The sequence below is a fragment of the Streptomyces sp. NPDC005070 genome (assembly GCF_053600395.1).
The window spans coordinates 1-10,888 of record NZ_JBSFZS010000076.1 but is presented as its reverse complement, the minus strand read 5'-3'; the positions used below and the strand labels follow the sequence as shown (position 1 = coordinate 10,888).

Genomic DNA, 10,888 nt, shown 5'->3' with positions numbered 1-10,888 from the left:
GGTCTCCGGTGACGACCCACGCGGTCGGCGGTGTGACGTGCGCGCTCGGCCATGACGGCGAGCGCGGTCGGCGGTGATCGCGTCCGCGCTCAGTCCTTGTGGTCCGGCGCGATGCGGTCCACCAGCCGCAGCAGCGCGGCCCAGGCGAGGTCGTAGGCGTCGTCGTCCTCGAAGTCGGAGGACGCCTCGCCCTCTCCGGTGAGCTGCCGGGCGGTGTACTCCGCGACCTGGTCGGAGGGGATGATCAACGGGGTGCCGCCGGCCTGGGCGGTGACCTGGATCTCGCAGGCCTTCTCCAGGTAGTACATGCGCAGGAACGCCTGCTTGGCGCTGTCGCCGACGGTCAGCAGGCCATGGTTGCGCAGGATGAGCGCGGGGTGGCCGCCGAGGTCGGCGACGAGACGCTCCTGCTCCTCCAGGTTGAGGGCGACGCCCTCGTAGTCGTGGTAGCCGACCCGGTTGTGGAACTCCATCGACATCTGGTTGAGGGGCAGCAGACCGCCCTGCTGGGCGGCGACGGCGCAGCCCGCCCTGGTGTGGGTGTGCAGCACGCAGTGGGCGTCGGGGCGCGCGCGGTGGATCGCGCTGTGGATCACGAAGCCGGCCGGGTTCACCGGGTGCGGGCTCGGTTCGACGGGGTTGCCGTCGAGGTCGATCTTGACCAGGCTGGAGGCGGTGATCTCCTCGAAGAGCAGCCCGTAGGGGTTGATCAGGAAGTGGTTCTCGGGGCCGGGGAGCCGCTGCGAGATGTGCGTGAAGATCAGGTCGGTCATCCGGAAGTGGGCGACCAGCCGGTAGACGGCGGCGAGTTCGCGGCGCAGGCGCAGTTCCTCGGCGGCTGCGGCGTCCGTCGTGACAGAGCTGACGGGGCTGGTGAGGAGGTCGGTCACGCGGGGGCTCCTTGCGTGCTGGCGGTTCGGGGGGCGGGGGCGGTGGCCGTCGCGGGGACGACGACCGGGGTGTGCGGGCGCCCGGTGGTCCACCAGGCGATGACGTTCCGCGCGGGTTCGGTGACGTAGGCGCGCAGCGAGGCGTCCGTGCGGAAGGCGCTGTGCGGGGAGAGCAGCAGACGCGGATGACGGCGCAACCGGTCGCCGGCGGCGGGTGGTTCGGTGGGGAAGACGTCGAGGGCGGCGCCCGCGAGCCGGCCGCTGTCGAGGGCGGCGAGCACGGCGTCGGCATCGATCAGGTCGCCGCGCGAGACGTTGACGAGGAAGCCGCCGGGCCGCATACGGGCGAGCAGCGGGCCGTTGACCATTCCCCGGGTCCGCGCGGTGGACGGGGTGTGCAGCGAGAGGACGTCCGCCTCGGCGACCAGCGTGTCCAGATCGGCCCGTTCGACGCCCTCGGGCCACTCGACGGCGTGCGGGTCGTGGGCGACGATCCGGCCGAAGAGCGGGGCGGCGATCCGGGCGAGGGTGCGGGCGATCCGCCCGAAGCCCACCAGGCCGAGAGTCAACTCGCTCGCGCGGCGCGGCACTTCGGTGAAGTCGCTGTTCCAGCCGCCGCCCCGGACCACGGCGTCGGCCTGCGGGAGGTGCCGGACGAGCGCGAGCGTCTGGGCGAGGGCGTGCACGGCGACGTCCTCGGTGGCCGAGTGGGGCAGGTTGGCCACCCACAGACCTCGGCGGGCCGCCTCGACGGTGTCGATCATGTCGTAGCCGGCGGACATGGTGGCGAGCATCCGCAGCTTGGGCAGCCGGTCGAGGAGAGCCGCGTCGACGGACGCGTACCCGACGATCAGCGCGTCCGCGTCGTGCGCGGCGGCGGCGATGGCCTCCGGGGCGCGGCTGCCGACGAAGCGCGCGTCGAAACCGGCCTCGGAGAGCAGCCTCAGCGCCGGCCCGGGGTCCAGCTCCTCCGTCTCGGTGATCACAGCAACGGGTCGCGCCACGCCACACTCCATAGATGATTCGATTGCCATAGTGGCACGCAACTTACGTTTCGACTGTCTGCCTTGTCTACCCTGGACGAGATGATGGTGCCGGATCTCGGCCAGAGGGACGGTGAAGCCGCCGTTCGGAGCCTTCGCGCGCTGTCCGAGAATGAGCACAGACCCGGCCGGGCTCCCGGCCGGGCCGACCAAGGACCGAGGGGACCTGCCCGTGGATCTCGACGAGACCGACCTGGCGATCGTGCGTGGGCTTCAGGCCGACGGCCGGCTGACCTACGAGACGCTGGCCCAGCAGGTCGGGCTCTCCCGTCCGGCGACCCGGATGCGGGTGCAGCGGCTGCAGGAGTCGGGGGCCGTGCGCATCGTGGCGATCGCCCATCCGGTCGTCCACCGGCTCACCGCGTCCGCGCATCTGGCCATCGACACGGAGGGTGCCGCCGCCCCGGTCGCGCGCGCGATCGCCGCACTTCCCCAGGCGCCCTTCGTGACGCTGACCAGTGGGCGGCGGTCGATCATGACGGAGCTGCGCACGGCCGGGTTCGGGGAGCTGGAGCGGACCATCGAGCGCATCCGGGCCATGGAGGGCGTGCGCACGGTGGACCCGCTGGTCGCGACGCGGCACGTGAAGGACCCGTACCTGCTGGCCCAGGAGCCGACGGTCGCCCTCCAGGACGAGCTGGACGGGCGGATCCTCGCGGAGCTGGAGGAGGACGGGCGGCTCCCGTTCGCCGAGCTGGCGGGGCGGGTCGGCCTGTCGCCGGGCGCCACCCGCTCGCGCACGCTGCGCCTCCTCGACGGCGGCGTGGCGAAGGTGGTCGCCCTCGTGCGGCCCGACGTGCTCGGCATGGGCTACCTGTGCGGGTTCAGTCTGCGGGTGGCCGGGGCGGCCGCCCGGGTGGCGGAGCGGGTGGCCTGTCTGGAGCGGGTGACGTTCCTGTCGACGTGCCTGGGGCGTGCGGAGCTGGTCGGCACGATCACGGCGGAGTCGTTCGCGGCCGTACGGGCCACGCTGGAGGAGATGCGGGAGCTGCCCGAGGTCCGCGAGGTGGAGAGCTGGCTCCATCTGGAGCTGATCAAGGAGCGGTACGACCTGGGGCCGCGCCCGGCCTGAGCGCCGGTCCGAGCTGGGGCCGCGCCCGGTCTGGGTGCCGGCACGACCCGGGGCCCGCCCGGCCTGAGCGCCGGTCCGCGTGTCGGTCCCGGACGGGCGGCCTCGCTCGACCGATCTCGACGGAGCCAGGGGCGAACGGCCAGGGAGCCCGCCCGGCAGGCCTACAGTCGATCCGTAAGTCGTAAGGCATTTCGACTTACCAAACATTCTTGACTCGACCCTCTGGTCAACCAGGCGTTCGCTATCTATGGTTCTCGAAGTCGAATCGTCTGTCGGCGTACTCCTGTACCTCCCGGTCGAAAGCAGGCCAGCCATGCCCCGTCCGTCCGTATCCCCCGACCGCACCCTGCTCGTCACCGGTGCCGCCGTAGCCGTCCCCGGCACCCCGGTCCGCGCGGAGGCCCTCGCCGTCCGCGGCGACCGCGTCGTGCACGTCGGCACCACCGAGGAAGCCCGTGCGGCGCTCGGCGGCCACGCCGACACCGAACTCGTCCTGGACGGCGGCCTGGTCCACCCGGGATTCGTCGACGCCCACTGCCACCCGGTGATGTACGGGCAGGCCCTCGCCTGGGTCGACCTGCGGCCCGAGCGTGTCGGTGACATCGACACGATGGTCGAGGTGCTGCGGGAGGCCGGACGCGACCTGCCCGCCGGCGTCCCGGTCCGCGGCTTCGGCTACGAGCACCGGCGCCTGGCCGAGGGCCGCCACCCGAACTGCCACGACCTCGACCGCGTCGCCGACGACCGAGAGGTCTACGTCATGAACGCCTCCGGCCACGGCGGCGTCGTCAACTCCCACGCCCTGCGCACCTGCGGCATCACGGCCGGCAGCCCCTCTCCCGAGGGCGGCAGCATCGGGCACTTCGAGGACGGGGAGCCCGACGGACAGCTCTGGGACGCGGCCTGCGACCTGCTCACCGGCCCGGCCGGGGTGAAGATCGGCAACCACGGACCGAACTTCCACCTCTCCGAACCCGACGACATCATGGCCGACCACCTGCTGCGCGCCCAGGAGGTCTTCCTCGCCGCCGGTGTCACCACGATCGGCGACGCCCAGGTCTCGCGCCGCGAGATGGAGACGTATCTGCGCGCCCACGCCGACGGCAGCCTGCGCATGCGGGTCTCCGCGTACCTGACCTCCGCGCTGCTCGACACCGCCCTTGAACTCGGCGCGGTACGCGGCTTCGGCGACGACCGGTTCCGCGTCCAGGGCGTGAAGTTCTACGCCGACGGAACCCTCGGTGGCTGGACCGCCTACTTCCCCGAGGGCTACGCCGCCGACTGCTGTCACCAGGGCCAGCTCTACCACTCGGTCGAGGAGTACGCGGAGATCGTCCGCCGCGCCCACGCCGCCGGCCTCCAGACCGCGACGCACGCGCAGTCCCCGTACGCCATCGGCATGGTGCTCGACGCGATAGAGAAGGCGCAGGCCGACCGCCCGCGAGACGACATGCGCCACCGCATCGAGCATTCCGGCCTGCCGACGGACGAGCAGATCGAGCGCATGGGCGAGCTCGGCGTCATCCCCGTCATGCAGCCGCAGCACCACCTGCGCACCGGCGACGGCACCCTGACCGCGATCGGCGAGATGGGCCACCGCTACAACCCGGCGGGCCACTGCCCGGGGGCCGGTGTCCCGGTCGTCTTCTCCTCGGACGCGCCCGTCGCCCCGCCCGCCCCGCTGGAGGCCGTGGCCGCCGCGGCGACCCGCCGGACCGTGCTCGGCACGGTCCTCGGCGACGAGTCGCTGCGCCTGCCCGTCGAGGCCGGTCTGCACGCGCACACCGGTGCGGCGGCCGCCGCCCTGCACCGTGAGCACGCGGTCGGCGCCCTCGCTCCGGGCATGCTCGCCGACTTCTGCGTCCTGGACGCCGACCCGCTGACCGTGCCGGCCGACGAGCTCACCGGCATCCGGGTGCGCGAGACCTGGGTCGGCGGCCACCGCGCCTGGGCCGCCCCCGGCCGCTGACCTGCCGACCGGCGGTGTCCGACCCACCCCGGTCGACGGTGTCCGATCCGCCGGTCCGCAGGGCCTGATCCGCCGGTCGACGGTGTCCGACCTGCCGGCCTGAGGTGTCTGACCCGCTCTAGCCGGGCGGTGTCCGACCTGCCGGTCCACAGGGCCTGATCCGCCGGTCGGCGGTGTCTGACCCGCCCGTCGCCGGTGTGCGACCTGCCGGTCCGCGGCGCCTGGTCCGCCGGTCGGCGGTGTCCGACCCGTCGGTCCGCGGTGCCTGGCCGCCCGGCGGCCGACCCGCCGCTGCCCTCGTCTCTCGCGCCCCCTCTTCTCCCGGCGGCCGGACGATCCCGTCCGTGGCCCGGTCGCCGGGTCCGGTACCCATCCCGGAACCAGCCCCCACACCGCCGCAGTTCCCGTCCCCGACCGCACTCTTCCGCCGGAGGTCCCCGTGCCGGACCGCACCACCCCGCGCACTCCGCAGAGCCCGTTCAGAACGGCCCTCGCCGCTCTGTCCGGAACGTCCATCGAGTGGTACGACTTCTACGCCTTCGCCACCGCCGCGGCCATCGTGTTCGACGACGTCTTCTTCCCGGCCGACATGCCGGCCTCGCTGAAGACGATCTCGGCCTTCGCCACCTTCGCCGTCGGCTTCCTGCTGCGCCCGCTCGGCGGCATCGTGTTCGGTCACATCGGTGACCGCGTCGGCCGCAAGAAGACCCTCGTCATCACCCTGCTGATGATGGGGTTCGCCTCCTTCGCGATCGGCCTGCTGCCCACCTATCAGCAGGTCGGCGTCCTCTCCCCGGTCCTGCTGATCGTGCTGCGCCTGATCCAGGGCCTCGCGATCGGCGGCGAGTGGGGCGGCGCCGTGCTCATCGCGGTGGAGAACGCCCCCAAGGGCAAGGCCACCTTCTTCGGCTCCTTCGCCCAGCTCGGCTCCTCGGTCGGCGCGTTGTTGTCGACCGGCATGTTCAGCCTGATGAACCTCTTCGGCGAGGCCTCCTTCGACTCGTGGGGCTGGCGCGTGCCGTTCCTGGCATCCGCCGTCCTCGTCGGCATCGGCCTGGTGGTGCGCACCAAGCTGGAGGACTCGCCGGTGATGGACGAGATCCACGCCCAGCAGAAGAAGAACGAGCAGGCCGGGAAGCAGGGCGGCACGCGGAGCGCGGTGAGCAAGCTCCCCGTCGCCGAGGTGCTGCGCAAGGACTGGCGGACGGTCCTGGTCGGCGTCTTCTCCCTGGCCACCGCGACCGGCGGCTACTACGTCGTGACCAGCTACCTGCTGTCGTACGGCACCGACGACCGGCACCTGTCCGAGTCGATGCTGCTCAACGGCCTCTCGCTCGCCGCGTTCCTGGAACTCCTCGTCACACCGTTCCTCGCCCTGCTCGGCGACAGGATCGGCTCGCACAAGGTCGTCGTCGGCGGCCTCGTGGGCGTCGTGCTGCTCTCGGTCCCGCAGTTCATGGTCATGGACACCGGCAGCGTCGCGCTGATCTACGCGATGATGCTCGCGATGCGGTTCGTGATGTCCGCGCTGTACGGGCCGATGGCGGCGATCCTCGCCGAAGGCTTCGCCCCGCACGTCAGGTACACGGGCATCTCGCTCTCGTACCAGGTCTGCAACCTGGTCTTCGGGGGCTTCACACCGGTCACCGCGGTGTGGCTGTCCTCGCTGGCCGGCGGCGCGTACTGGCCGCCCGCCGTCGCCCTGATGGCGGCCTCCGCGATCGGCATCTGGTGCACGCTGCGGCTGCGGACGTACAGCGAGCGGCGGGTGACGACCGGGGCGCCGACCGCCACGCCGCAGCCGGTGACCGCCGGCGTCTGAGCCGGATCACAGCTACCGGCTTCAGGGCCGCCCCGGATGTCCGGGGCGGCCCCGAGGCGTCCGCTCCTCCGGGGCCGGACCGTCCCGGGCGGGGAGGGCGGCGGGCCCGCACGGCGTCACACGTAACCCGGCTGTCCGGAACTCTTCGCTCCGCTTCCCGCGTTCTCACGGCGTGACTCTTCAGCAAGAAATCGTCGGCACCGCCATGCAGATGGCGGTCGTCAACCTGGGCCTCGGCCAGACCGTGTACTGCGAGGCGGGCAAGTTCCTGTTCAAGACCACCAACGTGACCATGGAGACGCGGCTCTCCGGGCCCTCGGGCGGCGGTGGCGGCGGGCAGCCGAGCGGTGGCGGCGGCATGGGCGGCATGCTGCGCCAGGCCGTGGGGACCGCCATGCAGGCAGGTCAGCGCGCCCTCGCCGGCGAGTCGCTGGCGTTCCAGTACTTCACGTCGACGGGCGGCGAGGGAACCGTCGGCTTCGCGGGCGTGCTGCCCGGCGAGATGCGCGCCCTGGAGCTCGACGGCACGCGCGCGTGGTTCGCCGAGAAGGACGCCTTCGTGGCGGCGGAGTCGACCGTGCGGTTCGGCATCGCCTTCCAGGGCGGCCGGACCGGGCGCAGCGGCGGCGAGGGTTTCGTCCTGGAGAAGTTCACCGGCCACGGCACGGTGATCATCGCGGGCGCGGGCAACTTCATCGACCTGAACCCGGCCGACTTCGGCGGCCGCATCGAGGTCGACACGGGCTGTGTGGTCGCCTTCGAGGAGGGCATCCGGTACGGCGTCCAGCGCATCGGCGGCCTCAACCGGCAGGGTCTGATGAACGCGGTCTTCGGCGGCGAGGGCCTGTCGCTCGCCACGCTGGAGGGCAACGGACGGGTGATCCTCCAGTCCCTCACCATCGAGAGCCTCGCCAACGCCCTGAGAAAGGCCCAGGGCGGCGACAAACAGGGTCCGACGGGCGGGCTGTTCTCGACCAACGAGGGGTGAGCCCCCGACCCGCGGGGATCGTGACGCCGGATCGCGACGCCGGATCATGGCGCCGGGTCGCGACGCAGGGCGATTTCGGCTCGGACCGATGAGTTGCGGGCGCCGGTGGGGTCTGACCTGATGACAGCAGACCCCACCGCCAGGAAGCAGGCACTGTCATGGGCAAGCTCACCCTCACCGCGTTCGTCAGCATCGACGGAGTCCACCAGGCGCCGGGCGGCCCCGAGGAGGACCCCAGCGGCGGCTTCGGCCAGGGCGGCTGGAGCGTTCCCTTCGGTGACGACGACTTCGGGCGCTTCGTCGTCGACAACTTCTCCCACGTCGACGCGTTCCTGCTGGGCCGGCGCACGTACGAGATCTTCGCGGGCTACTGGCCGAAGATGACCGACCCGGCCGACCCGATCGCCTCCAAGCTGAACTCGCTGCCCAAGTACGTCGCCTCCTCGACGCTCACCGACCCCGCCTGGGAGGGCACGACCGTGATCACCGGTGACCTCGGCAAGGAGGTCACCGCCTTGAAGGAGCGCACCGAGGGGGAGCTCCAGATCCACGGCAGCGCCGTCCTCGCCCAGTCCCTGTTCGCGCTCGGTCTGATCGACACCCTGCATCTGATGACCTTCCCCGTCGTGCTCGGCGAGGGCCGCCGCCTCTTCGCCGACGGTGCCGCCCCCACCGCGTTCCGGCGCACCGGCGGCACGATCACCGGCTCGGGCGTCGCGGTCAACACGTACGAGCGTGAGGGCCGGCCGACGTACGGCACTTACTAGGGCGTGCCAGGCGTCGCCCGGCAGACGAGACTTTGCGGACACGGCCTACGGCCGCGAGCGGGCGGTCGTCGGCCTTCGGGGTCGGCGGCCGGCCGTCGTGCGACAGATCGACTGCCGGAAAATTCCTCGGAATCGACCGAAGAAATCAACAGACTTGACATTGACATGTCATCTACGCGCGTCATTCTGGATCCATGAGATTCCCCCCACGAACCACCCGCATCGGCGCCCTCGTGGCCCTCATGTCCGCCCTGCTCGTCGGTGGCACCGTCGTGGCTCCGGCCAACGCGGCGGCCGCCTCCGTCGGCAGCATCTGTTACAGCGCTCTGCCGTCCCAGGCGTACACCACGCTCAACCTGATCGACTCGGGCGGTCCCTTCCCGTACTCGCAGGACGGGGCGGTCTTCCAGAACCGGGAGGGCGTCCTGCCCTCCCAGTCCACCGGCTACTACCACGAGTACACGGTCAAGACGCCCGGCTCCTCGACGCGTGGCGCCCGTCGCATCGTGACCGGCAAGAAGACCCTGGAGGACTACTACACCTCGGACCACTACGTCACGTTCAAGCTGATCAACTTCGGTTGCTGATCAGGGCCGCCGGACGTCCGGGCCCGTAGCCGTCGAGGAGACCGAGCCGTCGTACGAGTCCCCGACCGTGCGGTCGGCCGGTGACCTCCCGGACCGGGCCGAGGACGCCTGACGCCCCGAACGAGCGCGACGAGCCGAGCACCTTCGGCACCTGCTTCATGGGACGACCCTCGCCCCGCGGACCCCCCGGGTACATCGGCCGCGGGGCGAGGCATGTCCGACCCGGGTCGCGGGGCGCCGGTCCCCGGGCGGACGAAAGTCTGAAGCGTGCCGACTTTGGTCGTCGGCAGGGCTCGCGGGGAGGTGGCGGCGGCTTCGGCTGCGTAGATTTGTCGACCGTGAGTGGTGACCATCCGGCGCTCGAGCCGCGTGACGTTCCAGCGCCGGTCCTGCCGGCGCGGCGCTGGCTGCTGCCGTCCGCCGTGGCCGCGGTACTCGATCCCGACGCCGAGCGCGCCGGGCCCTCCGGACGGCCCCGGCGCACCGTGCGCGACTGGGTCGTCGACTTCGGCTGCTTCCTGCTGGCCGTCGCCATCGGGCTCGCGGCCGCGAACACCGTGAGTGACGACCCGGGGATCCCGCACGGCCTCGCCGTCGCCGACCAGATCATCGGCGTGCTCGCCTGCGCGGCGGTCTGGCTGCGCCGGCGCTGGCCGCTGGGGCTGGCCGTCGCCATGATCCCCGTCGGCCTCGTCTCGAACACCGCGGGCGGCGCGGGGCTCGTCGCCCTGTTCACCCTCGCCGTGCACCGGCCCTTCCGGTACGTGGCCTGGGTCGCCGGCGTCCAGCTCACGCTGCTTCCGTTCTTCTTCTGGCTGCGGCCCGACCCCGAGCTGCCGTACCTCGCCGCCCTCGCCGTCACCGCCCTGCTCACCTCCGCGGTGGTCGGCTGGGGCATGTTCGTACGGTCCAAGCGCCAGCTCATGCTGAGTCTGCGGGACCGGGCGCGGCGGGCCGAGACCGAGGCGGCGCTGCGGGCCGAGCAGGCGCAGCGGCTCGCCCGGGAGGCGATCGCGCGCGAGATGCACGACGTGCTCGCGCACCGGCTCACGCTGCTGAGCGTGCACGCGGGGGCGCTGGAGTTCCGGCCCGACGCGCCCCGGGAGGAGGTCGCCCGGGCCGCGGGGGTCATCCGGGAGAGCGCGCACGAGGCCTTGCAGGATCTGCGCGAGATCATCGGGGTGCTGCGGGCCGGGGACTCCGACGAGGCGGGGCGGCCGCAGCCGACGCTGGCGGCGCTCGACGGGCTGGTCGCCGAGTCGCGGTCCGCCGGTGCGAAGGTCGTTCTCGACAGCGGTGTCGCGGAACCGGCCGCCGTGCCCGCGTCCGTCGGGCGCACCGCGTACCGCATCGTTCAGGAGGGGTTGACCAACGCCCGCAAGCACGCGCCCGGCGCCGAGGTCACGGTGACGGTGCGAGGCGCTGCCGGCACCGGGCTGACCGTGACCGTCGCCAATCCCGCGCCGCCGGGGCCGGTGCCGAAGGTGCCGGGGTCGGGACAGGGGCTGATCGGGTTGACGGAGCGGGCGACGCTGGCCGGAGGGCGGCTGGAGCATGGGGCTGTGGGGGATGGGGGGTTTCGGGTTCGGGCCTGGTTGCCGTGGGCGGCTTAGCCGCGGCCCGTGCCGGCCGTCGCGGGGTTCGGCCGGCCGGTGGGTGGGTCGGGGCCGTGCCGGTGCATCAGCCCGTCGCCGTTGGACGGAGATGTGAGCGTCGGCAACGGTTACGGCATTCACTTAAGTAACCTGGA

At 72.3% G+C, this 10,888-nt stretch carries 10 protein-coding genes; 7 read left to right on the top strand and 3 right to left on the bottom strand.

The window, feature by feature from the left end:
- Window positions 1-89: 89 nt before the first annotated feature.
- Both ACWEBX_RS24340 and ACWEBX_RS24335 read right to left on the bottom strand, forming a co-directional pair.
- Window positions 90-890 (bottom strand): class II aldolase/adducin family protein, encoded by an 801-nt coding sequence (locus tag ACWEBX_RS24340; protein ID WP_451886936.1) that lies wholly within the window; start codon window positions 888-890, stop codon window positions 90-92.
- Complete coding sequence (locus tag ACWEBX_RS24335; protein WP_451886935.1) at window positions 887-1,894, bottom strand: C-terminal binding protein; 1,008 nt, start codon at window positions 1,892-1,894, stop codon at window positions 887-889. Before ACWEBX_RS24335 ends, ACWEBX_RS24340 begins: the two co-directional genes overlap by 4 nt.
- Window positions 1,895-2,045: 151 nt before the next feature.
- Between ACWEBX_RS24335 and ACWEBX_RS24330 the strand changes: the two genes are divergently transcribed.
- The 6 genes from ACWEBX_RS24330 to ACWEBX_RS24305 all read left to right on the top strand — a co-directional run bounded on the left by ACWEBX_RS24330 (window position 2,046) and on the right by ACWEBX_RS24305 (window position 9,138).
- Entirely contained in the window at window positions 2,046-3,005 is a 960-nt protein-coding gene (locus ACWEBX_RS24330) for an Lrp/AsnC family transcriptional regulator (RefSeq protein WP_451886934.1), read from the top strand.
- A 313-nt stretch (window positions 3,006-3,318) separates the two neighbouring features.
- Entirely contained in the window at window positions 3,319-4,974 is a 1,656-nt protein-coding gene (locus ACWEBX_RS24325; protein WP_451886933.1) for an amidohydrolase, read from the top strand.
- A 439-nt stretch (window positions 4,975-5,413) separates the two neighbouring features.
- The gene (locus ACWEBX_RS24320) at window positions 5,414-6,796 is read left to right on the top strand and encodes an MFS transporter (protein WP_451886932.1); all 1,383 of its coding nucleotides are present in this window, start codon (window positions 5,414-5,416) and stop codon (window positions 6,794-6,796) included.
- A gap of 172 nt (window positions 6,797-6,968) precedes the next feature.
- On the top strand, window positions 6,969-7,784 hold the full coding sequence (locus tag ACWEBX_RS24315) for an AIM24 family protein (RefSeq protein WP_451886931.1): 816 nt from the start codon (window positions 6,969-6,971) through the stop codon (window positions 7,782-7,784).
- Window positions 7,785-7,942: 158 nt separating this feature from the next.
- Entirely contained in the window at window positions 7,943-8,551 is a 609-nt protein-coding gene (locus tag ACWEBX_RS24310) for a dihydrofolate reductase family protein (protein WP_451886930.1), read from the top strand.
- Between the two features lie 194 nt (window positions 8,552-8,745).
- On the top strand, window positions 8,746-9,138 hold the full coding sequence (locus ACWEBX_RS24305; RefSeq protein ID WP_451886929.1) for a ribonuclease domain-containing protein: 393 nt from the start codon (window positions 8,746-8,748) through the stop codon (window positions 9,136-9,138).
- Here ACWEBX_RS24305 and ACWEBX_RS24300 read toward each other — a convergent pair.
- Window positions 9,122-9,298, bottom strand: coding sequence for a hypothetical protein (locus ACWEBX_RS24300; RefSeq protein WP_451886928.1), 177 nt, complete (start codon window positions 9,296-9,298; stop codon window positions 9,122-9,124). The genes ACWEBX_RS24305 and ACWEBX_RS24300 overlap by 17 nt on opposite strands.
- Window positions 9,299-9,476: 178 nt before the next feature.
- On the opposite strand from ACWEBX_RS24300, the gene ACWEBX_RS24295 reads away from it, so the two are divergent.
- On the top strand, window positions 9,477-10,751 hold the full coding sequence (locus ACWEBX_RS24295; RefSeq protein WP_451886927.1) for a histidine kinase: 1,275 nt from the start codon (window positions 9,477-9,479) through the stop codon (window positions 10,749-10,751).
- The last annotated feature ends 137 nt before the right edge of the window (window positions 10,752-10,888 follow it).

What these genes read in the sequence shown, in the direction of transcription:
- ACWEBX_RS24325 (WP_451886933.1), top strand. Translation starts at nt 3,319, where the DNA reads ATGCCCCGTCCGTCCGTATCCCCCGACCGCACCCTGCTCGTCACCGGT.
- ACWEBX_RS24300 (WP_451886928.1), bottom strand. Translation starts at nt 9,298, where the DNA reads ATGAAGCAGGTGCCGAAGGTGCTCGGCTCGTCGCGCTCGTTCGGGGCG.
- ACWEBX_RS24310 (WP_451886930.1), top strand. Translation starts at nt 7,943, where the DNA reads ATGGGCAAGCTCACCCTCACCGCGTTCGTCAGCATCGACGGAGTCCAC.
- ACWEBX_RS24330 (WP_451886934.1), top strand. Translation starts at nt 2,046, where the DNA reads ATGAGCACAGACCCGGCCGGGCTCCCGGCCGGGCCGACCAAGGACCGA.
- ACWEBX_RS24305 (WP_451886929.1), top strand. Translation starts at nt 8,746, where the DNA reads ATGAGATTCCCCCCACGAACCACCCGCATCGGCGCCCTCGTGGCCCTC.